This window comes from Hyphobacterium lacteum, assembly GCF_036330345.1.
GTDB lineage: Bacteria > Pseudomonadota > Alphaproteobacteria > Caulobacterales > Maricaulaceae > Hyphobacterium > Hyphobacterium lacteum.
This window is the reverse complement of sequence record NZ_JAZDRP010000002.1, coordinates 48,973-75,240: the sequence shown is the minus strand read 5'-3', so window position 1 is coordinate 75,240 and position 26,268 is coordinate 48,973. Positions and strand designations below refer to the sequence as shown.

27 protein-coding genes and 2 riboswitches are annotated in these 26,268 nt (G+C 61.7%); of the genes, 10 read left to right on the top strand and 17 right to left on the bottom strand.

Annotated elements, in window-relative coordinates; translation table 11 throughout:
• Nucleotides 1–3 precede the first annotated feature (3 nt).
• Nucleotides 4–456: an NfeD family protein gene (locus V0U79_RS02895; protein ID WP_330197961.1), complete on the top strand. Its 453-nt coding sequence runs from the start codon at nt 4–6 to the stop codon at nt 454–456.
• Between the two features lie 9 nt (nt 457–465).
• Here V0U79_RS02895 and rnhA read toward each other — a convergent pair whose 3' ends face one another.
• From rnhA to ispH, 3 genes are read right to left on the bottom strand one after another with little or no spacing between them, the layout of a single operon-like run.
• Complete coding sequence (rnhA, locus tag V0U79_RS02890; protein WP_330197960.1) at nt 466–918, bottom strand: ribonuclease HI; 453 nt, start codon at nt 916–918, stop codon at nt 466–468.
• Nucleotides 918–1,346: a DUF1801 domain-containing protein gene (locus tag V0U79_RS02885; RefSeq protein ID WP_330197959.1), complete on the bottom strand. Its 429-nt coding sequence runs from the start codon at nt 1,344–1,346 to the stop codon at nt 918–920. The genes rnhA and V0U79_RS02885 overlap by 1 nt, the downstream gene beginning before the upstream one ends.
• Nucleotides 1,343–2,302 (bottom strand): 4-hydroxy-3-methylbut-2-enyl diphosphate reductase, encoded by a 960-nt coding sequence (ispH, locus tag V0U79_RS02880; protein ID WP_373696433.1) that lies wholly within the window; start codon nt 2,300–2,302, stop codon nt 1,343–1,345. The genes V0U79_RS02885 and ispH overlap by 4 nt, the downstream gene beginning before the upstream one ends.
• Before the next feature lie 94 nt (nt 2,303–2,396).
• On the opposite strand from ispH, the gene V0U79_RS02875 reads away from it, so the two are divergent.
• The 6 genes from V0U79_RS02875 (at nt 2,397) to gcvPB (ending at nt 9,425) form a co-directional block, all read left to right on the top strand.
• Nucleotides 2,397–2,960: a hypothetical protein gene (locus V0U79_RS02875; protein WP_330197957.1), complete on the top strand. Its 564-nt coding sequence runs from the start codon at nt 2,397–2,399 to the stop codon at nt 2,958–2,960.
• A 4-nt stretch (nt 2,961–2,964) separates the two neighbouring features.
• Nucleotides 2,965–4,728 (top strand): arginine--tRNA ligase, encoded by a 1,764-nt coding sequence (argS, locus tag V0U79_RS02870; protein WP_330197956.1) that lies wholly within the window; start codon nt 2,965–2,967, stop codon nt 4,726–4,728.
• Between the two features lie 48 nt (nt 4,729–4,776).
• A riboswitch (glycine riboswitch) is annotated at nt 4,777–4,867 on the top strand.
• Nucleotides 4,868–4,870: 3 nt separating this feature from the next.
• Nucleotides 4,871–4,966, top strand: a riboswitch (glycine riboswitch).
• A 46-nt stretch (nt 4,967–5,012) separates the two neighbouring features.
• Nucleotides 5,013–6,101, top strand: a complete 1,089-nt coding sequence (gene gcvT, locus V0U79_RS02865; protein ID WP_330197955.1) for a glycine cleavage system aminomethyltransferase GcvT — start codon at nt 5,013–5,015, stop codon at nt 6,099–6,101.
• An 18-nt stretch (nt 6,102–6,119) separates the two neighbouring features.
• Nucleotides 6,120–6,485 carry a glycine cleavage system protein GcvH gene (gene gcvH / locus V0U79_RS02860; RefSeq protein ID WP_330197954.1) on the top strand — a complete coding sequence of 122 codons (366 nt, stop codon included), beginning with the start codon at nt 6,120–6,122 and terminating at the stop codon, nt 6,483–6,485.
• Nucleotides 6,486–6,501: 16 nt separating this feature from the next.
• Entirely contained in the window at nt 6,502–7,845 is a 1,344-nt protein-coding gene (gene gcvPA, locus V0U79_RS02855) for an aminomethyl-transferring glycine dehydrogenase subunit GcvPA (RefSeq protein WP_330197953.1), read from the top strand.
• Nucleotides 7,845–9,425, top strand: coding sequence for an aminomethyl-transferring glycine dehydrogenase subunit GcvPB (gene gcvPB / locus V0U79_RS02850; protein ID WP_373696427.1), 1,581 nt, complete (start codon nt 7,845–7,847; stop codon nt 9,423–9,425). Before gcvPA ends, gcvPB begins: the two co-directional genes overlap by 1 nt.
• A 68-nt stretch (nt 9,426–9,493) precedes the next feature.
• Here gcvPB and V0U79_RS02845 read toward each other — a convergent pair whose 3' ends face one another.
• A complete protein-coding gene (locus tag V0U79_RS02845) occupies nt 9,494–10,552 on the bottom strand; it encodes an acyltransferase family protein (RefSeq protein WP_330197951.1) in 1,059 nt (352 codons plus the stop codon).
• Between the two features lie 193 nt (nt 10,553–10,745).
• Here V0U79_RS02845 and V0U79_RS02840 point away from each other — a divergent pair, with 193 nt between their 5' ends.
• Entirely contained in the window at nt 10,746–11,054 is a 309-nt protein-coding gene (locus V0U79_RS02840; protein WP_330197950.1) for a hypothetical protein, read from the top strand.
• Between the two features lie 46 nt (nt 11,055–11,100).
• On the opposite strand, the gene V0U79_RS02835 is transcribed toward V0U79_RS02840, so the two are convergent.
• The 9 genes from V0U79_RS02835 to V0U79_RS02795 all read right to left on the bottom strand — a co-directional run bounded on the left by V0U79_RS02835 (nt 11,101) and on the right by V0U79_RS02795 (nt 19,282).
• The gene (locus tag V0U79_RS02835; RefSeq protein WP_330197949.1) at nt 11,101–11,598 is read right to left on the bottom strand and encodes a F0F1 ATP synthase subunit B family protein; all 498 of its coding nucleotides are present in this window, start codon (nt 11,596–11,598) and stop codon (nt 11,101–11,103) included.
• Between the two features lie 9 nt (nt 11,599–11,607).
• On the bottom strand, nt 11,608–12,165 hold the full coding sequence (locus V0U79_RS02830; protein ID WP_330197948.1) for a F0F1 ATP synthase subunit B family protein: 558 nt from the start codon (nt 12,163–12,165) through the stop codon (nt 11,608–11,610).
• 73 nt (nt 12,166–12,238) lie between these two features.
• Entirely contained in the window at nt 12,239–12,475 is a 237-nt protein-coding gene (locus tag V0U79_RS02825) for a F0F1 ATP synthase subunit C (protein WP_109260931.1), read from the bottom strand.
• A gap of 47 nt (nt 12,476–12,522) precedes the next feature.
• The gene (locus tag V0U79_RS02820; RefSeq protein WP_330197947.1) at nt 12,523–13,308 is read right to left on the bottom strand and encodes a F0F1 ATP synthase subunit A; all 786 of its coding nucleotides are present in this window, start codon (nt 13,306–13,308) and stop codon (nt 12,523–12,525) included.
• Nucleotides 13,309–13,324: 16 nt separating this feature from the next.
• Nucleotides 13,325–13,651 carry an AtpZ/AtpI family protein gene (locus V0U79_RS02815; protein ID WP_330197946.1) on the bottom strand — a complete coding sequence of 109 codons (327 nt, stop codon included), beginning with the start codon at nt 13,649–13,651 and terminating at the stop codon, nt 13,325–13,327.
• Between the two features lie 113 nt (nt 13,652–13,764).
• A complete protein-coding gene (gene smc, locus V0U79_RS02810) occupies nt 13,765–17,199 on the bottom strand; it encodes a chromosome segregation protein SMC (protein WP_330197945.1) in 3,435 nt (1,144 codons plus the stop codon).
• 58 nt (nt 17,200–17,257) lie between these two features.
• Nucleotides 17,258–17,983, bottom strand: a complete 726-nt coding sequence (locus tag V0U79_RS02805) for a thioredoxin domain-containing protein (protein ID WP_330197944.1) — start codon at nt 17,981–17,983, stop codon at nt 17,258–17,260.
• The gene (locus V0U79_RS02800; protein ID WP_330197943.1) at nt 17,983–18,762 is read right to left on the bottom strand and encodes a DsbA family protein; all 780 of its coding nucleotides are present in this window, start codon (nt 18,760–18,762) and stop codon (nt 17,983–17,985) included. Before V0U79_RS02800 ends, V0U79_RS02805 begins: the two co-directional genes overlap by 1 nt.
• Before the next feature lie 4 nt (nt 18,763–18,766).
• On the bottom strand, nt 18,767–19,282 hold the full coding sequence (locus V0U79_RS02795; protein ID WP_330197942.1) for a DciA family protein: 516 nt from the start codon (nt 19,280–19,282) through the stop codon (nt 18,767–18,769).
• A 47-nt stretch (nt 19,283–19,329) separates the two neighbouring features.
• Between V0U79_RS02795 and V0U79_RS02790 the strand changes: the two genes are divergently transcribed.
• Nucleotides 19,330–20,397: an A/G-specific adenine glycosylase gene (locus tag V0U79_RS02790; protein WP_330197941.1), complete on the top strand. Its 1,068-nt coding sequence runs from the start codon at nt 19,330–19,332 to the stop codon at nt 20,395–20,397.
• Between the two features lie 6 nt (nt 20,398–20,403).
• On the opposite strand, the gene V0U79_RS02785 is transcribed toward V0U79_RS02790, so the two are convergent.
• From V0U79_RS02785 to V0U79_RS02770, 4 genes are all read right to left on the bottom strand, one after another.
• The gene (locus V0U79_RS02785) at nt 20,404–21,432 is read right to left on the bottom strand and encodes a site-specific DNA-methyltransferase (RefSeq protein ID WP_373696432.1); all 1,029 of its coding nucleotides are present in this window, start codon (nt 21,430–21,432) and stop codon (nt 20,404–20,406) included.
• A gap of 119 nt (nt 21,433–21,551) precedes the next feature.
• Nucleotides 21,552–22,115, bottom strand: coding sequence for a ribonuclease HII (gene rnhB / locus V0U79_RS02780; RefSeq protein WP_330197939.1), 564 nt, complete (start codon nt 22,113–22,115; stop codon nt 21,552–21,554).
• A gap of 81 nt (nt 22,116–22,196) precedes the next feature.
• A complete protein-coding gene (locus V0U79_RS02775; protein ID WP_330197938.1) occupies nt 22,197–23,324 on the bottom strand; it encodes a PA0069 family radical SAM protein in 1,128 nt (375 codons plus the stop codon).
• Nucleotides 23,325–23,626: 302 nt separating this feature from the next.
• Nucleotides 23,627–24,451, bottom strand: a complete 825-nt coding sequence (locus V0U79_RS02770) for a uracil-DNA glycosylase (protein ID WP_330197937.1) — start codon at nt 24,449–24,451, stop codon at nt 23,627–23,629.
• A 112-nt stretch (nt 24,452–24,563) separates the two neighbouring features.
• Here V0U79_RS02770 and V0U79_RS02765 point away from each other — a divergent pair, with 112 nt between their 5' ends.
• The gene (locus V0U79_RS02765) at nt 24,564–26,234 is read left to right on the top strand and encodes an electron transfer flavoprotein-ubiquinone oxidoreductase (protein ID WP_330197936.1); all 1,671 of its coding nucleotides are present in this window, start codon (nt 24,564–24,566) and stop codon (nt 26,232–26,234) included.
• Nucleotides 26,235–26,268: the final 34 nt, after the last annotated feature.

The window sequence follows — 26,268 nt, the reverse complement described above, 5'->3', positions numbered from 1 at the left end:
TGAATGGATATTCTTATCGGGTTTCTTGAAGGCCTGAATCTCTGGTGGTGGCTGGGCATTGCCGCAGCTCTGCTGATTACGGAACTGCTCACCGGGACCACCTATATCCTCTGGCCGGCGGCTTCGGCTTTTGTGACAGCCTTGATTGCCAGCTTTGTCGGCTGGCCGGTCGAGCTCTTCATTTTTGCCGGTCTGGGCGTTGCTTTCCTTGTGCTCGGCGACCGCTTTGTGAAACCCCGTCTGAAAAGCGGTTCCGATAGCGGGCTGAACAGCCGTGCGACCTATCTCGTCGGTGAACGGGTGACCATTGTCAGCGCCTTCACGGAAGGCAAGGGCAGGGTTCGTCATGGCGACACGGAATGGGCGGCCAAATCCCATGACGGGTCGGACCTAGCCGAAGGCACGAGCGCGATCGTCGATGCGCTGGATGGAACGCGTCTGGTGGTGAAGGCCTAGCGGCCGAACCTACATCAGGCTGGCATCGCGCATCTGGGCAATTGCCAGCCGGGCCAGTTCATCGGCGCGATCGTTTTCAGGATGGCCGGAATGGCCCTTGATCCATTCCCAGGTCACATCATGCCGGGCGGCGGCCTCTTCCAGCTCCACCCAGAGATCCGCATTCTTGACCGGTTTTTTGGCGGCTGTTCTCCAGCCATTCTTCTTCCAGCCATGGATCCATTTGGTGAGGCCGTCCTTCACATAGGTGGAATCGGTGACCAGCCTGACCGGCTTTCCTTTGCCCTTGATGGCTTTCAGCGCCTGGATCGCGGCCATCAATTCCATCCGGTTATTGGTCGTCTCCGGTTCGGCGCCCGAGATTTCCTTGCGGTGGCCCTTCCATTCCAGAATCGCGCCCCAGCCGCCGGGGCCGGGATTGCCGGAACAGGCCCCGTCCGTGTGGATGGTGATCAGGCCCATCAGCTGGCCTTCACAGGGTATTTCTTCGATAGATCGGCAATCCCCGCTTTCACCAGCTCTTCGAGCACGTCCATATCGATATCTTCCAGCTTGTTGATGTAGAGGCAGGACTTGCCCAGCTTGTGTTTGCCGAGCCGCGCCAGGATCGGTCCGTAATCCTGATATCCCGGCAGGATGTAAACCGTGAGGCTGGTTTTCCTCGGGGAAAAGCCGGTGGCCATGAAGTCGCCTTCCCGGCCGCTGTCATACTTGTAGTGATACTCACCAAAACCAATGATGGAGGGTCCCCACATGCGGGGCTTCCAACCTGTGACTCTTTCGAAAAATTCCAGCAGAACAAGGCTCTGTTCGCGGCGTTTTTCCGGTTCGATTCCGGCCAGAAAATCGCGCGGTGTCACATCTGTCTTCTGCGTCTTGTTTTCACTCATTCGGCGGCCTCGCTGGAGAGAATCCTCGGAAGCTTGAAGACCACATCCTCGTCGGTGACGCGCAGTTCTTCAACCGAGGTCTCGAAGCGCTCGCCGATGGCTGTGATGAGATTTTCGACCAGCGTCTCGGGAGCCGAGGCTCCGGCGGTAATGCCGACCGTTCCGGCGGTATCAAGAATCGGCCAGTCAACAGCATCGGCATCCTCGACCAGAGCCGCATGGCGCGCACCCGCGCGCACTGCCACTTCGACAAGGCGCTTGGAATTGGAAGAGGTTTCAGAGCCGATCACCAGAACCACATCGCATCGCTCCGCCATCGCCTTGACGGCCGCTTGGCGGTTTGTGGTGGCGTAACAGATGTCTTCCTTGTGAGGCGCGGCAATCGCCGGGAAGCGTTCTTGCAATATGCCGACAATTTCGGCCGTATCGTCCACTGACAGCGTTGTCTGGGTCACGAAAGCCAGCTTGTCCGGCTGCTTTGGCTGGAAATTCCGTGCGTCCTCGACCGTTTCGACCAGCTGGATGACACCGTCCGGCAATTGCCCCAGCGTGCCGACGACTTCAGGGTGCCCGGCATGACCGATCAGCACGATTTCAGCGCCATTGTTATAATGGCGCTGGGCTTCAACATGGACCTTGGACACAAGCGGGCAGGTGGCGTCGACATAGATCATGTTCCGCCGTTCGGCTTCGGCGGGCACGGATTTCGGCACGCCATGTGCGGAAAACACGACCGGACGGTCGGTCGGCGCCTCATCCAGTTCCTCGACAAAGACAGCGCCGATTTTCTGCAAGCGCTCTACAACGTGCCGGTTATGGACAATTTCATGGCGCACATAGACGGGCGCCCCGAACCTGGCGATGGCCTGTTCAACAATCTGGATGGCCCGATCCACGCCCGCGCAAAACCCCCTCGGGGCGGCAAGGACAACGTTCATTTTGCGTCGAGACGTCATTTCCGGTCCATCATCTGCTGTCATGCCGTTGCGGCATGCCTATAGGCATCGTAAGACCCTCACATAATAAACCGTCTGTCCGGAGTCATCATCCATGCGTTGGTCTGTTCTTTGTGTTGCAGCAATTCTTGGCGGGTGCAGCACTGCTTCCGATATCATCGCGTCCGCTCCGGACAATCCGGGCCCATGCCCGTCTGCCCTGACCCTTTATGATGCGCACCGCATTGTCGAGGTGACAGAGGAGCCGGCCACCATCCAGTCGGTTGCCTTTACAGGCGAGATCAATGGCGTGCGTTCGCTTTGCCGCTACTTCGAGGAACAGCCGATCAATTCCAATCTCGAGATCGATTTCGGCTTCGGACGGGGACAGGCTGCCGCAGGTTCGGAACATACCTATACCTATTTCGTTGCCGTCACACGCCGTGACCGCGTTGTGATCCATCGCGAGGAATTCCCGATCCGTGTCCGATTCCCGGAAGGGCAGGACCGCGTCTACATGACCGAGACAATCGATCGCATCACCATTCCCCGTGCGACGGCCACCACATCCGGCGGAAATTTCGAGATCATCGTCGGTTTTGTTCTGACCGACGAACAGCTGGCCTGGAACCGGTCCGGCCAGCGTTTCCGCGTGAATGCGGGCCAATCCCAGGATTAATGGCATGACCAGCATTGTCGAACAGCTCACCGCGCGGGTTGGCGCGGCGTTTTCGGCCATCGGACTGCCGGAAGAGCTGGGACAATGCCTGGAATCAGACCGGCCTGATCTGGCGCCCTATCAGTGCAATGGTGCCATGGCGGCCGCCAAGCTGGCCAAGAAGGCACCGCGGGCTGTGGCCGAGGAGGTCTTGGCGCAGCTCGCCGGCGATCCGCTGCTGGAAACGGTCGAGATTGCCGGGCCCGGTTTTCTGAACTTCACGCCGGTTGCGTCTGTCTATTCCGGCCGGGCCAATGAAATCGCTGCCGATGATCGCTCCGGGGCGGTTGCTGTCGCCGAGCCGCGAACGGTGATGATTGATTTCGGTGGTCCCAATGTGGCCAAGCCGATGCATGTCGGGCATCTACGCTCATCGGTGATCGGCGACAGCCTGCAACGCCTCTTCCGTTTCCGCGGTGATACGGTGATCTCCGACATCCATCTGGGTGACTGGGGCTATCAGATGGGCCTGCTGGTCACCGAGCTTCAGTCCGAACAGCCGGACCTTCCCTATTTTGATGCGGATTTTCAGGGTGAATACCCGACCGAGCCGCCGGTAACGATCGAGGATCTCTCGCGGCTCTACCCGCAAGCGGCCGCTGCGGCGAAGGAAGACGAGGAGCGCGCCGCGAAAGCCCGTAAAGCGACGGCGGAGCTGCAGGCCGGACGCCGCGGCTACCGCGCCCTGTTGGCGCATTTCATTGCGGTTTCGATCGAGGCGCTGAAACAGGATTTCAACGCGCTGGGCGTGCATTTCGACCTGTGGAAGGGCGAAAGCGACGTCAATGATCTGATCCCGGGACTGGTCGAGGATTTCAAGGCGCGCAAGGTTGCCGAACCGTCCGAGGGGGCATGGGTCGTCCGCGTCGCCCGCGAGGATGACAAGAAGGAGCTGGCGCCGCTGATCCTCGTTTCGTCGCAGGGTTCCGCGCTCTACGGCACGACCGATTTGGCGACCATTCTCAATCGCCGGCAGAACCAGGACCCGGATCTTATCCTGTATGTGGTTGATCTCGGCCAGTCGGACCATTTTGAACAGGTCTTCCGCGCCGCCTACAAGGCCGGCCTCGCGGAAGAAGACACGCTGGAGCATATCAAGTTCGGCACGGTCAACGGGCCGGACGGGAAGCGTCTGCGGACCCGGGCTGGTGGTACATTTCGTTTGGCCGATCTGATCGGCGAGGCCTTCGAGCGCGCCAAGTCCCGCCTGCACGAGGCCGGGCTGGGCGAGGAATTGCCGGCGGGCGAATTCGACGCCGTGGCGCGCATGGTGGCCAATGCGGCGATCAAGTTTGCCGATCTGCAGAATTTCCGGACGACGAACTACATTTTCGAGCTCGACCGGTTTGTGTCCTTCGAGGGCAAGACCGGCCCCTATCTCCTGTATCAGGCAGTGCGGGTGAAATCGATCATGCGCAAAGCTGACGCGGAAGGCTTGAAGCCGGGCGAAATCATTGTCGGCGAAGCCGCCGAGGCGGCGCTGGTGCGCAAGCTGGACGGGTTCGATGCGGCGCTGAAACGCGCCTATGAACAGCGTGCGCCCAACCATGTCTGCGAGCATGTCTATTCGCTCGCCCAGGCCTTTTCGTCATTCTATGCGGCCTGTCCGATCCTGCCGGAAAAGGACGCTGCCATCCGTGCTTCGCGTCTGGCACTGGCGCAAGCCACGCTGCGCCAGCTTGAGCTGGGCCTGTCGCTGATCGGGCTGGATGCTCCGGAGAAGATGTAGCGCAATCGCGATTGACTCTTATTGCGCGCACTCTAAACCTCGACAAATCCCGTCCCCGCGGGAGAGACCGGCGAATAAGGCCGGCGCCGAAGGCGCAACCGCCCCGGAAACGCTCAGGCAGAAGGACCGCGGGATGACGAAACGCTGGAAAGCGGGCAGCGCAGGCTGCTCCACCGAAGGAGCAAGCAAGGGAGGGTCATCTTCCTCTTGCGGAATCTCTCAGGTCCATCCGACAGCGGGGGCCGTCCGGTACGCCGGACAAGCCGGCAACGGGGCACGCCAACATGACCGATACGCTGCGGACACCGCTATATGACCTTCATGTCGAGCTGGGCGCGAAAATCGTGCCTTTTGCCGGATATGACATGCCGCTGCAGTATGAAGGCATCATGGCCGAGCATAATCACACGCGGGATGCGGCCGGCCTGTTTGATGTCTCGCACATGGGCCAGGCGCATTACACCGGTGATGAAGCCGCGCTGGAAAAGCTGATCACGGCGGATCTGTCGGCACTGGCGCCGGGCGAGCAGAGATACACGCTGTTGCTGAATGATCAGGGCGGCATCATGGACGATCTGATGGTCTCGCGCCCGTTCGGCGATGATGGCTTGTTCCTGGTGGTCAACGCGGCAATGAAGGCCAATGACTTTGCCCATATCGAAGCAAAGACCGGTGGGCCGTTGAACGTGATCGAGGACCGGGCGCTGGTGGCCCTGCAGGGCCCGCAGGCGGCTGACGTGTTCAGCGCCATGGTCCCGGGCGCGGGCGATCTGGTATTCATGCAGTGCGGCGTGTTCGAGCTGGATGGTGTCGAGATCTATGTCTCGCGCTCCGGCTATACCGGCGAGGACGGGTATGAAATTTCCATTCCGGCGGGCCAGGCCGAGGCCATTGTCCGCAAGCTTTTGAGTGACGGACGGGTGAAGCCGATCGGCCTCGGCGCGCGTGATTCGCTGCGCCTGGAAGCCGGGCTCTGCCTCTATGGCCACGACATGGACGAGACAAAGACGCCGGCCGAGGCAACGCTTATGTGGGCAGTGGCCAAGCCGCGCCGCGAGCGGATGGATTTCCCGGGGGCTGCGCGCGTTATGCAGATGTTTGCCGACAAGCCGGCGCGCAAGCGCGTCGGCTTTGTCATGGACGGCGCTCCGGCGCGTGAAGGCGCGGAAATTATCAAGGACGGCAAGACCGTCGGCGTGGTCACATCCGGCGGTTTCGGCCCGACGGTGGGCGGCCCGGTGGGCATGGCCTATGTCGATACCGGACTGGCCGTGCCGGACACGGAGATTGAAATCCTGCTGCGCGGCAAGGCCCGCCCGGCCAGGATCGCGAAAATGCCATTCGTCGAACAACGTTATTACCGGGGCAACTAGCTTTCAGGGGAGGACGCCATGAGCGTGAAATTCACCAAGGATCATGAATGGGTAAAAGTCGAGGGCGATGAGGCCACAGTCGGCATCACCGCCTATGCGGCCGAGCAGCTGGGCGATGTCGTTTTCGTCGAATTGCCGGAAGTCGGAGCCAGTTTCGGCCAGGGCGACGAGATGGCTGTCGTTGAATCGGTCAAGGCTGCTTCGGAAGTCTATGCGCCGGTCTCCGGCGAAGTGACCGCCGTCAACGGCGACCTCGAGGGTGAACCGCAAAAGGTCAATGAAAGCCCGGATGGTGCGGGCTGGTTTGTGAAGCTGAAGCTGTCGGATAAATCCCAGCTCGACGCGCTGATGGATGAAGCCGCCTACAAGGCGCACATTTCCTGATCAAAGGAACTACCGGATGAGATATCTCCCGCTGACGCCGGAAGACCGGCAGGCCATGCTGAGCAAGATTGGCGTTACGTCGATCGATGCTTTGTTTACCGACGTGCCGGAAGCCGCGCGCCTGGACGGGCCGGTGGACCTGCCCGCTCACCAGACCGAGCTGCAGGTTGAACGCGCCCTGTCGAAAATGGCGGCGGAAAACACGCCGGCGTCCAGCGTGCCTTTCTTTGTCGGGGCAGGGGCCTACAAGCACCATGTGCCGGCGACGGTGGACCATCTCATCCAGCGGTCGGAATTCCTGACCGCCTATACGCCTTACCAGCCGGAAATCAGCCAGGGCACGCTTCAGACCCTGTTTGAATTCCAGACCCAGGTGGCGCTCCTGACCGGCATGGATGTGGCCAATGCCTCCATGTATGACGGCTCGACCGCTTGCGGCGAGGCGGTTCTGATGGCGGCCCGCGTGACCAAGCGCAAAAAGGCCGTTCTGGCCGGTTCGCTGCATCCGCACTATGCCGCCACGACGCGGACGACCGCGAAGTATATGGACATCGATATCGTATCCTCTGCGCCGGACCTTTCCGGTCTCGCGGGGATCGCCGAGCTGATCGATGATGAAACCGCCTGTGTGGTGATCCAGACGCCGGATGTGTTCGGCCGCCTGCACGATCTGACCGACATTGCCGAGAAGGCGCACCAGCATGGCGCGCTGGTGATTTCCGTCTTTACCGAGCCGGTATCGCTGGGCCTGGTAAAGTCGCCAGGTGAGATGGGCGCGGATATTGCCGTGGGCGAAGGCCAGGGCATTGGTGTCGGCCTCAATTTCGGCGGGCCTTATGTTGGACTGTTTGCCTGCAAGAATGATCGTAATTTTATCCGCAATCTGCCGGGCCGTCTGGCCGGCGAGACGGTGGATGCCGATGGCCGCCGCGGCTATGTGCTGACGCTATCGACGCGGGAACAGCATATCCGCCGCGACAAGGCGACGTCCAACATCTGTACCAATTCCGGCCTGTGCGCGCTGGCCTTCACCATCCACATGACGCTGCTGGGCGAGAAAGGGCTGACCCGTCTGGCCCGGATCAACCACGAAACGGCCTGCGATCTGGCGGACCGGCTGTCATCCATCGATGGTGTCGAACTGGTGACAGACAGTTTCTTCAACGAGTTTGCGCTGCGCCTGCCGAAGCCGGCCGCCGGCGTGCTGGATGCACTGGTCGAGAAGGGCGTTCTGGGCGGGATTGCCGCTTCGCGCCTCTATCCGGGCGAACTGGAGGATATCCTCATTGTCGCGGCGACCGAGACCAATTCCGATGATGACCTCGCGGCCTTCGAGACCGCCCTGCGGGAGGTGTTGTGATGGGAATGAACACACAAGGCCGTCCGACGCGCCTGGCGCAGGATGTCGACCCAGGCGCTTATGATGACACGCTCTCGGGTTCGCGCGGCCTGGAACAGGCTGAACCGCTATTGTTCGAGCGCGGCTCACTGGATGTGACCGGTGTCGATCTGCCGGAACCGAAAGGTACGCAATCGCGCCTCGGCAATGTCGAGCGGAAAGGCGTTATCGGACTGCCGGGTCTCTCCGAGCCGGAGGCGATGCGCCATTATGTGCGCCTGTCGCGCAAGAATTACGCGATCGATCTGGGCCTTTATCCGCTGGGTTCGTGCACGATGAAGCACAATCCCCGCCTCAACGAGAAAATGGCCCGCCTGCCGGGCTTTGCCGATGTTCATCCCCTGCAGCCGGAACAGACGGTGCAGGGCGCCTACAAGCTGATCGAGGAGCTGGCCCGCTGGCTGATGGTGCTGACGGGCACACCGGCGGTGGCGATGAGCCCGAAAGCCGGCGCCCATGGCGAGCTGTGCGGCATGCTGGCGATACGTGCCGCTCTGGATGCGCGAGGTGAAAAGAACCGCCGCCGCGTCCTGGTGCCGGAATCGGCTCACGGGACCAATCCGGCGACGGCTGTGCAGTGCGGCTTTTATTGTGATGCCATTCCGGCAGATGCAACCGGCCGGGTCGACATGGAGGCTTTCAAGGCGAAGCTGGGCGATGATGTCGCCGGCATCATGCTGACCAACCCCAATACGTGTGGCCTGTTCGAGCGGGATATCCGCGAGATTGCCGATCTGATCCACGAGGCGGGCGGCTATTTCTACTGTGACGGCGCGAACTTCAACGCCATTGTCGGCCGGGTGCGCCCAGGCGATCTGGGCATTGATGCGATGCACATCAATCTGCACAAGACCTTCTCCACCCCGCATGGCGGTGGCGGTCCGGGTTCCGGTCCGACGGTTTTCTCCGAAGCGCTGGCGCCCTTCGCACCACTGCCCTTCGTGGTGAAGACCAAGGATGGTGCATCGCTGAAAATGGCCGAGAACGAGTGCGATGTGGACGGGACGGGCGCCACGCCGTTCGGCCGCATGACCGCCTTCCACGGTCAGATGGGCATGTTCACTCGCGCCCTGACCTACATGATGAGCCATGGCTCGGATGGCCTGAAGCAGGCTTCCGAGGACGCCGTTCTCAACGCCAATTACATCCTCGCTTCGCTGAAGGATGTGATGACGCCGGCGTTCGAAGGTACCTGCATGCACGAAGCCCTGTTTGACGACCGTTTCCTCAAGGATACCGGTGTCACCACGCTCGATTTCGCCAAGGCGATGATCGACGAGGGCTATCACCCGATGACCATGTATTTCCCGCTGGTTGTTCACGGGGCAATGCTGATCGAACCGACCGAGACCGAGTCGAAATCGGGTCTCGACCGGTTCTGCGATGTGCTGCGGGGTCTGACAGAAGCGGCAAAGGCCGGTGAAGCCGATCGTTTCCGTGCGGCACCGGTCCACGCGCCGATGCGGCGGCTGGATGAAACGCTGGCGGCCCGTCAGCCGGTTCTGCGCTGGACACCGCCGGTCGCGGACGCTGCGGAATAGGAATGATGACGGCGCCGTAAACTGGCGCCGTCAGTCCTGCTGATCGGGCTTAACTGCCCGCGCACAGATCAGTTCCGGAATAGCCTGTGGCCGAGCCGCCGGGTGGCGGCAAGCAGGGGTTGCTCTATGAAGGTGTAGGTCAGCCCTGCTGCAATGATGCAGCCGGCAACGCCGAGCACCATCATCGCCAGATTGTCGATCCAGCCGATATCCGGAATCAGCAGATTCCAGATATAGGCACCGGCGGCGAGGAAGATCAGGTGTCCGAGGTAGAGGCTGTAGGACCAGTCCCCTAGCTTGACCAGGGCCTGATAGAGCGGTGAGGGGGTTTCAGGCTCGAACTGGACCGTGCCCAGCACGATGAGTGTAACGGGAAGCCCGAAGACCAGAAGGCGCGTCCAGTAGGCCGGGAAGGTCTCGATGGCAAAGGGGTAGAGGGTGATAGCGGTGGCCGCCAGGCCGAGAATGCCCGCCCCGATCGCTGCCAGGGACGCCCAGCCAGGAAGCCGCGGCTGGAAATAGGCAATGGCGGCTCCCAGCAGGAATTCCACGGTCAACGGGTTGAGCAGGAGGATGGTGGTGGGGTTTTGCCGCAGAAGCCCGAAATAGGTGCCTGCCACAATCACACCGAGCCAGGCCGCGAGCGCCGGGATCAGCCAATGTCGGGGCAGAAACAGCAAGGCAGTAAAGACGAGATAGAAATACATCTCGTGAACCAGCGTCCAGCCAACGGCCAGAACCGGCAGTTTCGCCTGCGGCAGCAACAGGAGTGATGGCGGCAAAACCGAAGGATCGAAAGGCTCACCACTCGTGTTGGGGCCCAGAAATATGGCCAGCAGCATCAGCGCCGTAAACACCCAGTAGGGCGGGTAGATCCGCGTGATCCGCTTGTAGAGGAAATAGGCATTATTCCGCGGGCCGGGCACGAAATCCCGTGTCACATGCACCATGACGAAGCCGGACAGAACGAAAAACAGATCCACACCGGCAAAGCCGATGAGGAAAGTGGATGAACTCAGTTCGTCCCCGAGAAACCGGACCTCAATCTGCCAGAGATGGCCGATTACCACGCCCAGAGCGGCAAGGCCCCGCAGGACCTGGATCGAGGTCAGTTGGCGTGCAGCCATCGAAAAACTCCTGCGACCGGGCTTTGCCCGTCACCACTGCTAGCAGTTAAGCTGTGATTCCGCCGATGACAAAGTCTTGAAACCCACAGAATTTCGCCGTTTTTCACTGCCATTGTGTCGGTGAGGCCCTATCGGGGGGCTTGAGCTTCGACTAATCAGACCCACATCTGAGGTCCGGGAGTTATGTCGCCAGATGAATGAGACGCTGAACAATATGAGCAGGGGGCCGATCGGTGGTGTGATCGTCACCGTCCTGCGCATGATTGGCGTCGCGCTCGGACTGGCGTTGATGTTCATCTCCCTGCCCTTGGCAATCGTGACGCCTTTTGTACCGGTGGGCTTGCCGCTCTTCGTGTTCGGCCTGCTGATGCTGGCAGGCAGTTCCGCAAGAGCTCATCGCGTGATCACAGGCTTCCTCAAGCGCCACCCCGGTCTCTGGCAAAGGGTCCGCAAATTGTTCGGCGACAAGGACGAGGACGAAAACCCGACCCGCCCGGAATAAAAAAAGCCCCGCTTTCGCGGGGCTTTGTCAATTCTGATGGTGAGGCCTAGTTCAGCTTGCCTTCAAGATCCGCCAGATCATCCTTGATCCGCTTGGCGTGATCGGCCTTTTTCAGATTATCCGAAATCAGCTTGGCAGCGGCATCAGTCGCCAGATCGGCGGCCAACGCTTTCACTTCTGCGACGGCGTGCGCTTCGGCCTGAGCGATACGCTGCTCGGCCATGGCCGTGCGGCGCTCGAGGCGGGCGGCCAGCTCGGCGCGTGATTCCTCGCGCAGATTCTTGGCGTCCGCCTTGGCCTGTTCGATGATGGCTTCCGCTTCGGCTTCGGCCTCGCGCTGCTTGCGCTGGAAGCTGGCCAGCAATTCCTGGGCTTCCTCACGCATACGGCGCGCTTCGTCTAGATCATTGCTGATCTTGCTGGCGCGATCATCCAGCTGCCGGGTGATCATGCCCGGCACCTTGAAGTAGATGATCACCCCGAAAAAGATAACCACGCCCAGCATGGCCCAGAAGGAGGTGTCGGCGAGAAGATATCCGATCATGACGGCCCCCTAGTCCTTGTCCATCGCAGCGATGGCTTTTTCCGCGTCCTTATCGGTCAGCGACAGGGCAGCCAGATGGTTGGCCACTTCTGCAGCGCTCGACGCAGCAATTGTGCGGACCTCTGCCAGCGCTTTCTCGCGCGCCTCGGACAGAGCCTTTTCGGCCTCTTCCGACTTGGCGGCGATTTCGGCATCCACCTCGGCGGTCTCGTCGGCGATCTCGCGGTCGACTTCGGCTTTGGCTTCCGCCGCCAGAGCGTGAGCCCGAGCCCGCGCGTCTGCCAGTGCCTTCTCATAGGCGGTCCGGGTTTCCTCGGCCTCGGTCTTGACCTGCTGGGCCACGTCGAGGTCGTCGGCAATCCGGTCCCGGCGTTCCTCGATGATCCCGCCGATGCGCGGCAGGATCCAGCGCGACATCAGGAAGTAGAGTGCCGCAAAGGAAAGGATGAGCCAGAAAATCTGGGAAGCGAAATAGGTCGGGTCGAAGGGCGGGAAGGCGCCGGCTTCTTCACCGTGCGTTTCTTCCGCGGCCGCAACCGCCAGACTCATCAGGGATATGAGCGTCATGGGACGACTCTTTCCGTTAGCTAAAGCCGGGTGCCGCGGGCCGGATGCCCGCGGCAATTTCAAGTGTCGTTGATTAGACGACGAACAGCAGCAGCAGGGCGATCAGCAGCGAGAAGATGCCCAGGGCTTCGGTCACGGCGAAGCCGAAGATCAGCGTGCCGAATTGTTGCTGGGCAGCTGCCGGGTTGCGCATGGCGCCTTGCAGGAACGATCCGAAGATGTTGCCCACGCCCATAGCGGCACCGAGCATGCCGAGGCAAGCCAGGCCAGCGCCGATGTATTTACCGAGATCGATAAGACCTTGTTCCATTTTGGAGCTCCTTGATAAGCGGTCCGGTGAGAAGTTCTTGCCTCGCCCTAGTGTGCCGGGTGAAGCGCGTCGTTGAGATAGATGCAGGTCAGGATGGCGAAGACGTATGCCTGCAGGAATGCCACCAGGAATTCCAGCGCCGTCAGGCCAACAACCATGAAGAAGGGAAGGATACCAACCAGACCCATGGCGGATTCGGTGGCAATCAGCATCACAATAAAGCCGGCGAACACTTTCAGCAGGATGTGACCGGCCAGCATGTTCGCAAACAGACGAACGGAGAGCGAAATCGGACGCGAGAGGAAAGAGATCACCTCGATCGGCGTCACGATGATGTAGAGAACAGGCGGCACACCCGCCGGTACGAAGAGCTTCAGGAAGTTGAAGCCGTTCTTGTACACGCCGAAACCCACAACGATCGCCATGACCAGCATGGACAGGGTCAGCGTCACGATGATGTGGCTGGTAATTGTGAAGCCGTGATTGTCCACGCCGTGGATCGGCAGTGGCAGGTAGGGGAACATGCCGAACATGTTGCCGGCCAGGATGAAGATAAAGAGCGTGAAGACGAACGGGAAGAAGCGCAGGCCTTCATTTCCGGCCGACGAGCGGACCATGTCGGCAACGAAGCCGTAAAGGATCTCGGCGACCGACTGGCCGCGGCCCGGCACCAGGGCGCGCTTGTTGGTGGCGAGAGCCATCAGCAGCGTCACGGAAACCGTTGCCAGCACCATGAAAAAGGCCGAATTGGTGAAAGCCAGATTTAAGCCCGCCACTTCGAGCGGGGCGACTTCGTGGATTTCAAACTGTGTGATCGGGTTCGTGTCTGCCACGTCCGGCCCCTTGATTTCAGCGCTGTGAGCGCTCGCCCAGTTCCTTCGCGGCGCGGACCACGTTGAGCGTGCCTGCGCCAAATCCGATTAGTGTCCCGATCAGGATGCCAAAGGGGGCGATTCCCAGAAAGCGATCGACCAGAAAGCCAAGCGCGGCGCCCACCAGAACCCCGACAATGAATTCCGTACCGTAACGAAAACCGATGGCCCATCCGTTCGAATTGGGTCGGTCATACTTGCTTTCCTGTGCCCGCCGGGCTTCGAGTTTGGCGTTCAGCCGCTTCTCGAATTCGGCAAGTTGAGCGTCAGGTTGGCTCCGGTCTGGATCGTCGTTGTCAGACATAGTGATCAGGTGCTCCCCGGACCCCCGGAAAGCGCGCGCAAGCTAGACAAGGGGGGATGGCAAGTCAAGCGCACCTGTGCGGATGTCAAGTTATTGATATTAAACAGAAAATATTATTCTGCGGCAATCAGTTGTTCTGCACGTGCGAGATCGACCGAAACCAGCTGCGAAACACCGCGTTCCGCCATGGTGACGCCATAGAGCCGGTCCATGCGCGACATGGTCAGCGGGTTGTGGGTGATCACGAGGAAACGCGTGGCCGTCAGGCGGCGCATTTCATCCAGCATCCGGCAGAAACGGTCGACATTCGCATCGTCCAGTGGAGCATCAACCTCGTCGAGTACGCAGACCGGGGCCGGATTGGACAGGAAGACGGCAAAGATGAGGGCAGAAGCAGTCAGCGCCTGCTCGCCACCCGACATCAGCGACATACGCTCCATCTTCTTGCCCGGCGGGCAGGCGAAGATTTCCAGACCGGCTTCCAGCGGATCATCGCTTTCCGTCAGGGCCAGCTCGGCAGATCCGCCCTCAAACAGGGTTTCGAACAATTGCCGGAAATTGGCATCAATCTGCTCGAAGGCTTCCAGCAGGCGGGCGCGGCCTTCGCGGGAAAGCGCATCAATGCCCTTGCGAAGCCGGTCGATGGCGGCCAGCAGATCGTCCCGCTCTGTAGTCAGCTCCTCGCGCTTGGCCTGCAATTCCTCGGCTTCCTGGTCAGCGCGCAGATTCACTGCGCCCAGGCGTTCACGCGACTGGCGGGCCGAATCCAGTTTCTGATCGAGCGAATCGAGATCGAGTTCCTCGAATTTCTCATCGACCCTTTCGGCCAGCACTTTCGCGGTTTCGCCGGTGGCTTCGCGCAGGCGGGAATCGGTTTCATCGAGTCGTTCGCGGGCACCGGCCAGGCGGGCTTCGTCAGCGGCGCGGCGTTCGCGCGCCGTCGAGGCTTCGCGTTCGGCTGCCCGGGCTTCGGCGTCCGAGCCCTTGGCGGCAGCTTCCACGGCGAGGGCCTTGTCGCGGGCTTCATCGGCGAGCCGGGAGGCTTCGGTCAGGGTTTCCGCAATATTCGCCAGACGCGCGCGGATTTCTCCCGGCCTGGAGCGGGCAGCTTCCAGCTGGGTCTCGATCTCTGTGCGCGTCCCGGCAAGCGCATCCAGACGCTCCCGGGCTTCGCCGGAACGCTTCTGCCAGTCCTCGCGCTCGGCGGTCAGCTCGGCGATCCGCCGGGTACGCATGGCCGCCGCGCGGGCGATATCGTCATAGGCCTGACGGGCTTCGTCGGAGACTTCGCGAGCAGCATCCGCGACCGATTTGGCCTCGTCACGAGCGGTTTCAGCCGATGCAAGACGGGCATCATCCTTCAGCGCATCTTCGGCCTGTTTCAGCGCCGCGCGGGCTTCTTCCAGCTCGGATGTCAGACGGTCGATTTCGGCCGACAGGGCGGAGCGACGTTCATTGTCGCGCGCCACCTTTTCCCGGGCTGACGCGGCTGCCGACTGGGCCGATCGCGCCGCCTGTTCGGCCTCGCTCGCCTTGCGGCGGATATCGCGCTCATGTTCACGGGCCTGCGTCAGCGCCATGGAGGCTTCATCCAGCGCATCATTGGCCGCAGCGACCCGCTTTAGCAGGTCGGCATTCTCGGCCTCGGCAGCCTCCAGCCGGTTACGTTGTTCAAGGCGAGCGGCGGCAGCCGTGGGTGCATCGGCTCCGGAAACCAGACCGTCCCAGCGCCAGAGATCCCCTTCCCGTGTCACCAGACGCTGGCCGGGCTTGAGCTGTGCCGCGATCTCATGCGCGTGTTCAGCCTCGACGACACCAATCGATTCGAGACGCGCTGTCAGAACAGAGGGCGCCTCGACGAACTTGCCGAGCGGCTCGCAGCCTGCCGGAAGGGCCTCGGCGCGTACACTATTGGCCGACCAGTGCCGGGCGGCGTCAGGGTTCAGCGAGGCTTCGACATCATCGCCAAGGGCCGCACCGAGGGCTTTTTCGTAACCGGCTTTCGCGCGCAGCTTGTCGAGCGCGCGGTCCTCGACCTCATCCTGTTCCAGCATGCGGGTCAGCGTTGCGATCTCGCGTTCCAGAGCGCTGGCTTCGGCTTTCAGCGCGCTCAAGGGTTCGGCGGCGGCACGCTCTCCGGCTTCCTTGAGCAGGCGATCAGCCTCGGCGGCTTCGCGGGCCTGGCGGGCGGTTTCGGCATCTTTCTCGGCTTGCTCGGCGGCTGTGATGATGCCGTTGAGTTCGCCTTCATCACCTGACCCCAGAAGCGCAAAGGACTGGTTGGCGCGGTCGCGCTCCAGCGACAGGCGAGAGACGCGTTGCTCGGCCTGGGTGCGGTTTCGTGTGGCCGCTTCCCGCTCGGCGCGAATCTCTGCGAAAGCTGCCGCTGCCGCATCGAATTCGGTCCGTCTGGCATCCAGTTCCGCAGCAACCTCGTCCCGACGCGTTGCCGCAGCTTCCAGAGCAGCGGTTTCACCCTCGGCTTCAGCTTCAAGCGCGGCAATGGCGACGCGAATCCGTTCGATTGCGGCCTCTGCATCCTCACCGATAAGGCCTTCGCGTTCGATCTGTGCGGCCAGATCGCGCAAGCGCTGTTCAAGCGATTCGACATGGCGTTCGGCATCAGCGGCATCACGGTCCAGCGTGTCACGTTCGCGTTCGATCCGGCGCAGGGCAGCGCTGGCTTCGGCTTCCGCCTGACGGGCCGGTTCAAGTCCGGCGGCGGCCTGTTCGGCCTGAACGCTGGCAGCGGCGGCTTTTTCGGCAGCCTCGGTGGCCACCGAATCAGACGCGCGCAGAGCTTCGACCGCCGTTTCAACGGCGGTTTCGGCATCGCGGTAGCGGCGCAGCCAGAGCGCGGCTTCCAGCGAACGGATATCGGCGGAGAGCTTGCGATAGCGGGCAGCCTGCCGGGACTGGCGCTGAAGATCGTTCTGACGGCTTTCCAGCTCGTCGATCACATCTTGCAAGCGGTCGAGATTTGATTCGGCCGCTTTCAGGCGTAGCTCGCTTTCATGACGGCGCGCCCGCAGGCCCGAAACGCCAGCGGCTTCTTCCAGCACGCGGCGGCGGTTTTCCGGCTTGGCATTGATCAGCTCGCTGATTTGACCCTGGCGGACCAGTGCCGGCGAATTGGCACCGGTACCGGCATCGGCGAACAGCAGCTGGACATCCTTGGCCCGGACCTCCTCGCCATTGACCTTGTAGGTGGAGCCGGCGCCTCTAACGATGCGGCGGACAACCTCGATAATGGTGTTCTCGTTGAAGCGCGCCGGTGCCGTGCGGTCGTCATTGGCGATGACCAGCTTGACCTCGGCATGCTCTCGTGAGGGACGCGCATCCGTTCCCGAGAAGATCACGTCTTCCATGCCGGAACCGCGCAGCGATTTGGCGGATGTCGCGCCCATTACCCAACGCAGGGCTTCAAGCAGATTGGACTTGCCGCAGCCGTTCGGCCCGATAACGCCCGTCAGGCCGGGTTCGATCGAAAGCTCGGTCGAATCCACGAAAGACTTGAAGCCTGTCAGCCTGAGTGAGTTGAACTCCACGCAGTCCCCGTCAGCAAAAGAACGGTCCTACGCGTTGTCGCTGCCGTTCCAAACCATCCTAATCGCCGGTGTTTTCACCGTGCTCATAGGCCAGATACAAAATGATTCGGCGGAACATGTCTGCATCATGGGTGGATGGGACGAGTTCGCCGTCAAACATCAGAGGTTCGCCATCTACATGATATACATAGGCTAAACCGTCCGGAGTCGGGTCGGTCGTCAGCAAATAATTGTTGATAAAGAAGGCCGGTGTGCCGTCTGCGCCATCAGCGACCGACTGTTCATGGCGGGCAATGACGCCCTGCTGGACCTCGGGATTGGCCAGGCAGGCATCGACATTTTCCTGGGTCAGGCCCAGAGCCTCGCCCACGCGGTAATAAACCGGCGCCGGGCTTTGCTGTTCCTGGACCAGACCGAAAACCTCCTGCTGGGTCTCGAACAGAAGGTGCAACGCGTTGAAATACTGATCATCCGGCGCGCAGTCGGCGATCATGAAGCCGATCGCCGCGAGCTGGACATGACCGGTCAGCATTTCCCGGTAGATGAAGCGCATCTCGCCGGTGCTGATGAATTCGTCCTGCACAACCGGCCAGACGCTTTCATACCATGACCGGCAATGCGGGCAGGCCACTGAAGCGTATTCCACCATGCGGATGGGCGCATCGACATTGCCAACGGCCCGGTCGCCCTCTCTTTCCTCTCCCGGATGCGGCGTTTGCGCCTGGGCTGTGGAGAACAGGGCGGCGGGCAGAAGGATCAGGGCAAGAATACGCAACAATTTCATTATTCAGTGCCTTCCGAAGTAGCGTCTTCAGCGGGCTCCTCCATGGATGCTTCGCCACCGGCTTCGCTCACGAAATGGTTGAGGATCGCAATGAAGGTCGGCTCATCTACCGTTGCCGGCACGGTTTCACCATCAATCCGGAGCGGCTCGCCATTCCAGAAATAGACCAGCTGGCTACCCGACCGGTCGGCATCGAGGACATGGCCGTTGATGATGAAACGCGGCGTACCGTCAATGCCGTCTGCAATGGCCTGATCGTGAGCCTCGCTGACCGCCTGGCGCAGCTCGGCATTGGTGATGCAGGCGTTGAATTCGTCACGCGACAGGCCGACCGTCTGGGCGATATTCCAGAACTCGCCGCGCGGCCCGTTGGGGCTCTGTGCGGACTGGAAAATGGCCTGCTGCTGTTCGAACAGAAGGTCGATCGTATCAAAATAGCGGTCTTCCGGTGCGCAGCGCGCCAGCATGAAACCCGCCATGGCCAGGCTGGGAGAGCCGGTCAGCATCTCGCGGAATACGAAACGGACCTGGCCGGTCTCGATGAAATTCTCCTCGATGGCCGGATAGACTTCTTCGTGGAACTCGGCGCAGTGCGGGCAGGAGGTCGAGGCATATTCGATCACCGTGACCGGAGCCTCGGCCGAACCGATGGCGCGATCGCCGGAACGTTCATACTGCGTGGCGCCGCCACCGCCGGACGAGGACCCGCCTCCGCAGGCCGAAAGGAATGCCGCAGCGGTAATCGCGGACGCTGTAAATACCCGACGCGAAAACTTCATCTTGTTATTCTCCCCGTTCGCGGCGCTCCCGCGCCCGCTCAAATCTGTTCAATGCCGAAGATAGACGCGCATCCGGGTCGATCTCCACCTTTTCCTGCACGTTTGACGGCACTTCCCGGTTCGACTGTGTGTGTCCGGCACCCGTCAGCTTTCTCGGCTCACCCTGCCTGACCCGCAATCGTGTGGGAGCGGAGCGGCCCGCCAGCGGCTTGATCCGCTCGAGAATGCGGGGTGCGTCCGCCTCGATCAGCGTGCCGGCCGGCCCCCGGGCGATCACATAGAGCACGCCGCCGCGAATGGCTTCCGGCGCTGTCCAGTCTGCCAGGCGCTCACCGACAATATCTTTCCAGTTCTCGGCCAGACGGTCGGTGCTCGGCCCGAATTTGTCCGACAATGGCTTCAGCACTTTCGCAGCGGCCCGGCCCGCCGGCGGCGCACCCTTGATGGCGGCGCGCCCGCGCCGGTCGCGTAGATAACGCGCAGCCAGGGTTTCCAGCGAAGTGTCTTTCGATCGGCTCATGTGAATTATCGTTGCCTGACGGGCAATCGAAGACAAGTTACATCGCCATGAAACCGGTGAGAGACCTGCCCATCGAAAAGCTGCGCCACTCGCTGCTGGACTGGTATGATGCCGAAGGACGCGATCTGCCGTGGCGGATCCGGCCCGAAGCGCGCGCGGCCGGGCAGATTGCCGATCCCTATGCTGTCTGGCTGTCCGAAATCATGCTGCAGCAGACCACAGTTCCGCATGCGACGCCCTATTATTTCAAATTTCTCGACCGCTGGCCGAGCGTGCATGATCTCGCCGCGGCGGATGAAGATGAGGTGCTCGCCGCCTGGGCGGGGCTGGGATATTACGCCCGCGCCCGTAATCTTATCGCCTGTGCCAGGGCGGTTTCGGCAGCAGGCGGTGTGTTTCCGGAAGCGGAAAAGGATTTGCTCGCCTTGCCGGGTATTGGTGCCTACACGGCTGCGGCCATCCGGGCGGCGGCATTTGATCTGCCCGCCAGCGTTGTCGACGGCAATGTCGAGCGGGTGATCACCCGGCTGTGCACCATCCCCGAACCGGTGAAGACGTCGAAGCCAGAGATCCGGCAGATCGCAGCAGAGATCGCGGACCCCGGACGGCCCGGTGATTATGCCCAGGCGATCATGGATCTGGGTGCCACAGTGTGCACACCGCGCAAACCGGATTGCGCGGGCTGTCCGTGGAGCTTTGCTTGTGCGGCCCGGGCGGAGGGCCATCCGGAAGCCTACCCGGTCAAGGCACCGAAAGTGGCGAAACCGCACAAGCACGCGGTGGGCTTTGCGGTTTTCCGGGGTGAAACGATCTGGCTGCGCAAACGGCCCTCCAGGGGCCTGCTGGGCGGGATGCTGGAAGTGCCCTCAACCGAATGGCGCACGGAAAAATGGTCACTGACCAGAGCGCGTGCTGCCGCGCCACTGGATGTTCAATGGGCGAAGCGGGCCATTATCAGCCATGTCTTCACGCATTTCTCGCTGGAGATGGCGATGTGGCGTGCTGAAGCGCCCACAGGCTGGGAGCCCGATGAGGGTGGGTGGCATGCGCTCGGGGATGTCGATCAGTTGGCCTTGCCGAGCCTGATGAAGAAAGCGGTGCTGGGAGCGCTGTAGCGGGCTCTAGGCTTCCATCGCGGCGCGGATTTCCGCCCGCAGCGTGTCGATCGGCATCAGACCACCCTTCTTGCGGACGTGCCAGAAGGTCCAGCCATTGCAGGACGGAGCGTTCTGGATTTCGGCGCCCACCTTGTGGATAGAGCCTTCGACCCGGCCGGAAATGATGGAGCCATCGGCGCGGACGCGTGCCGTACGCTTGCCCTTGGAATCGTAGAGCATGTCGCCCGGCTTCACCATGCCGCGCTCGACCAGGTTTCCAAAGGGAATGCGTGGTTCGGCGCGCTTGGAACGGGTGACGGCGAGGGATTGATCGGCCGCAGGGCGGATCGCTTCCAGCCGCTCGGTCGCCACCTGCACATAGTCTGTTTCGCGCTCGATGCCGATATATTTCCGGCCCAGCCGCTTGGCCGCCGCGCCCGTCGTGCCGGTGCCGAAGAAGGGATCGAGGATGATGTCGCCCGGATCGGAGGTTGCCAGCAGGACGCGGTGCAACAGGGCTTCCGGCTTCTGGGTCGGGTGCGCCTTCTTGCCATCGCTGGCCTTGATGCGCTCGCCGCCTGAACAGATTGGCAGCACCCAGTCGGAGCGCATTTGCACACCATCATTCAGCGCCTTCATGGCGGCATAGTTGAAGGTCGGCTTGGCATCCTTGGTCTTGGCCGCCCAGATCAGGGTTTCGTGCGCGTTGGTAAAGCGCGTGCCCTTGAAGTTCGGCATCGGATTGGTCTTTCGCCAGATCACGTCATTCATGATCCAGAAGCCCATGTCCTGCAGGAAGGTGCCGAGCCGGAAAATATTGTGATAGGCGCCCATCACCCAGATGGCGCCATTCGGCTTCAATATGCGGCGCGCCTCTTCCATCCAGGCACAGGAGAAGAGGTCGTAATCGTCGTGATCGCCGATCTGGTCCCATTCGGCGTCGACAGCCGAAACCTTTGAATTGTCGGGGCGATGCAGATCGCCGCCAAGCTGCAGATTATAGGGCGGATCGGCAAAGATGAGATCGATGCACTCGTCCGGCAGCGTACGCATGATTTCCACGCATTCGCCTTGCAAAATCTGGTTGACCGGTAGCTTTTCCCGCACCGCTATACTCCACCCATAGGACCACCTTAGCAGCCAAGAATCGCCTGTGCAGCCCTAATGACGGGTTAAACAAGTGCGGGTTGGCGCATGGGCGAGAAGCTCATGCGGTGGATCGGGCAGGGTCCGTGGGCGGCAATCGCGTCCAGATGGGTGCGGGCACCATAGCCCTTATGCCCTTCAAAGCCATAGGCGGGATAGCGCTCGGCAGCGCGGATCATCAGATCATCGCGCAGCGTCTTGGCGATGATGGAGGCGGCGGAAATTGCCGGTTCCAGCGCGTCGCCGCCGATGATGAAGCGGGCGGCTGCCGGCAGGCCTTCGGGTGTGCGATTGCCATCGATCAGGAATTCAGCCGGTACTTCGCCAAGATTCAGCGCGGCGCGGCGCATGGCGGTCATGGTGGCCTGCAGGATGTTGATCCGGTCGATCTCCTCCGGCTCGGCAATGCCGACGCCGACAAGTGCGGTCTCACGGATCTGTGCGGCCAGGGCCAGCCGGCGCTTTTCGCTCAATTGCTTGGAATCATTCAGCCCGTCGATGGGCTCGCGCAGGATGACCGCTGCCGCCACGACCGGCCCGGCCAGCGGCCCGCGGCCTGCTTCATCGATGCCGGCGATGGTGTTTGCCATTTCCCCCTCTCCCTCGAGGGAGAGGGAAGCGCATTCAGCTTCCGACAGGAAGGTGGATGTGCAGGGTGAGGGGAAGAAAAGTCAAAACAAACTCCCCTGATTGCCGCGGGCGAGGGGGCGTTCGAACAGATCACAGCGCAGGCCGGGGCCCTTTGTCTTCAGGCCGAAACGCTCGATCGCCTTGCGGAAGCGGCTGGCCAGCAGGCGGGCATAGGGGCCATCGCCGCGCTGGCGTTTGCCAAAGGCTGAATCATATTCCTCGCCGCCACGGGTCTGACGCACCAGCGACATGACATGCGAGGCCGCATCCGGCCGTGTGGTTGCCAGCCATTCCTTGAACAGGCCTTTGATCTCCATCGGCAGACGAAGAAGCACATAGCCGGCAGAGATGGCACCGGCCTCGGCGGCGGCCTGTAATATCGCTTCCAGTTCGCGGTCATTCAGCGCCGGGATCATCGGGGCGGCCATGACGGTGACGGGCACGCCGGCTTCGGCCAGCTGCTTGACTGCCTCCAGCCGGCGGCCGGGCGTGGCCGCGCGCGGCTCCATGTCCCTCGCCAGGCGGCGGTCCAGCGTGGTGATGGAGATCGCGGCGCGGAACAGGCCCTTCTTGGCCATAGGCGCAATGATATCGAGATCGCGCAGGATCAGGGCCGACTTGGTGATCACGCTGACCGGATGGCTGAAAGCGGCGCAGACCTTGAGGAGGTCGCGGGTGATCTCTTCGGTACGCTCGATCGGCTGATAGCAATCGGTATTGGCGCCGATGACAATCGGTTCGGGCCGGTAATGCCGGTCGAGGAAGGTGCGCTCCAGCAGGCGCGCGGCCTCGGGCTTCTTGAAGATCACGCTCTCGAAATCGAGGCCGGGCGAATAGCCCCAATAGGCGTGGCTGGGGCGGGCATAGCAATAGACGCAGCCATGCTCGCAGCCGCGATAGGGATTGATCGAGAGATTGAAGGAAATGTCCGGCGAATGATTGCGTGTGACGATGGAGCGGGACGCATCGATCAGGGTCACCGTGCGCAGCTGCTGCGGTTCCGGGTCGCTGTCGCGCCAGCCATCGTCGAAGGGTTCATAGGCCTTGTCCTCGAAGCGGTTGGTCCGGTTCGAGCGCGCGCCTCTGCCCCTGGGTTGCAAGGGCTGGGGCAGCGGATCACCGACCAGATCGGTGTGAATGCAAGGGGGCGTGCGGGGGGCTTTGGTCATGCTCAGGATTATGTTCCTAGGAAAAGAACAAATCAAGAACTTGTGATGTTGATATCCACACACCCGTCATCCCTGCGAAAGCAGGGACCCAGTTGCGCAATTTCCACCGGCACGCCCCGAGCCAATCAGCCGCAAGCGTCACCGCCACGCCGATTGCGCGCACGAAAGACTGGCCGGCATGGATTGTAAGGCGGGGTCGGCCTTTTTGGTTTGTCTCGCTTTGCCTCGCACCCTTTCTCTCTCCCTCGAGGGAGAGGGAGGAGCGCGAATTCGCGAAGCGATGAGCGGTCAGGGTGAGGGGGTTACGCCCCCTCCACGCGTTTCACCACTTCCAGCCAGTCGCGCCAGGCGCGGCCCTTTTCCTGCGGGCGGAGGAGGAGATAGGCCGGGTGGAAGAGGGGCATGGCGTCGACATGCTCGCCCGGTTCTCCCTCGGCATCCTTGATGCGGTATTCCGACCAGCGGCCGCGCAGTTTCATGATGCCGGTGGTGGCCCGCAACAGCGCCTGCGCCGAGACGCCGCCGGCAAAGACCAGCACCTTGGGATGAACCAGCGCGATATGCCGCTCGATCAGCGGCAGGCAGACGGCAATCTCCTCGGTCGAGGGGGTGCGATTGCCCGGCGGGCGCCAGTTGAGGATGTTGGAGATATAGACATCGGTTTCCGGATCGAGGCCGGAGGCGCGGATCATCCGGTCCAGCAGCTGGCCGGACTTGCCGACAAAAGGCTTGCCCTGCTCGTCCTCGTCACGGCCCGGGGCTTCGCCGACAATCATGATCGGGGCCTGCGGATTGCCTCGCGCGAAGACGGTGTTGCGAGCGGTGCGTTTCAGGGCGCAGCCATCAAAGCCTTCAATTGCGGCTTTCAGCTCGTCCAGCGAATTGGCCTTGGCGACCGCTTTGCGGGCATCCATCGGATCGCCCTCGGCCTGACCGAAGCCGGCGGCCTGGGCCGCCTGCGGTGTGGCGATGGCGGGCTTGGGCTGGTCCTTCAGCGGGTCGGGCTGGCGCAGGGCCGGCTTTGCCGCCTTCTTTTCCGGGACCACAGATTCAGCCTCGATACCCATATCCTCCCACCAGGAGGTGAGGGCTTTCATCGCCTCGGATCGCGTATCGGTGGCAGGCATTCGGTGTGGACCCTGGATGGCGCTTCATCGCGCCCTAGCTGTGACAGAAGAGCTAAGCTAAGACAGAAACATCACAAAGCGAAAGACTGCGGGGCAAGGGAGCAGCCAGGAAATGTCAGACGATATTCAGCGCGAGTCGATGGAATATGACGTCATTATCGTCGGAGCGGGGCCGGCCGGACTGGCCGCGTCGATCCGGCTGAAACAGCTGGCCGCTGAGGCCGGGGCCGAGATATCGGTCGCCGTTCTGGAGAAGGGCGCCGAGGTCGGGGCGCATATCCTGTCCGGCGTGGTTGTCGATCCCAAGGCGCTGAACGAGCTCATTCCGGACTGGAAGGAGCAGGGTTGTCCGCTGACCACCGAGGTGAAGGACGATATCTTCCTGGCGCTATCGGAACATTCCAGCTTCCGCTTCCCGAATTTCGCCTTCCCGCCCTTCATGACCAATCATGGCTGCTACACCGGTTCGCTGGGGGCGGTTTGCAAATGGCTGGGCGAGCGGGCCGAGGCGCTGGGCGTGGAGATCTATCCCGGATTCCCGGCGGCGAACTTCATCGAGGAAGATGGCGTCGTCAAAGGCGTGGTCACCGGCGATTTCGGTGTTGCCCGCGATGGCAGCCACAAGGATGGCTATCAGCCGGGCATGGAGCTGCGTGGCAAGTATACGCTGATCGGCGAGGGCGCGCGCGGGTCGGTCGCCAAGAAATTGATGGATCGCTTCAATCTGGGCGAGGGGCGTGATCCGCAAAAATTCGGCATCGGGCTCAAAGAGCTGTGGCGCGTGAAGCCGGAGAAGCACAAGCCGGGCACGGTCCAGCACACAATGGGCTGGCCGCTGGACAATAATACCGGTGGCGGCAGCTTCCTTTATCACTGGGGTGATAATCTGGTGTCGGTCGGTTTTGTGGTGCACCTCAACTACAAGAATCCCTGGATCTCGCCCTTTGAGGAATTCCAGCGGATGAAGACCCACCCCGAAATCCGCGACCTGTTCGAAGGCGCCGAGCGGCTTGAATACGGTGCGCGCGCCATTACCGAAGGCGGGTTCCAGTCGGTGCCGAAACTGGCTTTCCCGGGCGGGGCGCTGATCGGGTGTTCGGCCGGCTTCGTGAATGTGCCGCGTATCAAGGGCAGTCATAACGCCATGAAGACCGGCATGCTGGCGGCGGAAAGTGTCTTTGCTGCCGTCCAGTCAGGCCGTCAGGGCGATGAACTGTCCGAATACCAGACAGCTTACGAGAATTCCTGGGTGGCCAAGGATCTGAAGCTGGTCCGCAATGTAAAGCCGCTCTGGTCGAAATTCGGCACCTTCCTTGGCATCATGCTGGGCGGGATGGACATGTGGATGAATTACATCCTTGGCGGCTTCTCGCTGTTCGGGACGATGAAGCACGGCAAGAGCGATGCCGCCTCTCTGGAGCCTGCCGACAAGTACAAGAAGATCGACTATCCCAAGCCGGACGGTGTGCTGACGTTCGACCGGCTGTCTTCGGTGTTCATCTCGAACACCAATCACGAGGAAGACCAGCCCATCCATTTGAAACTGGCGGATCCCGCGCTGCAGAAATCCAGCGAATGGGAGGTCTTTGCCGGCCCGTCCAGCCGCTATTGCCCGGCCGGCGTTTATGAATGGGTCGAGGATGAGAATTCCGGCGAGCGGAACTTCGTGATCAACGCGCAGAACTGCGTTCACTGCAAGACGTGCGACATCAAGGATCCGAACCAGAACATCGACTGGACCACGCCGGAAGGCGGGCAGGGGCCGATCTATTCCAATATGTAACAGTTGTGCTGACTTGTTCGTAAGACATAGAGGC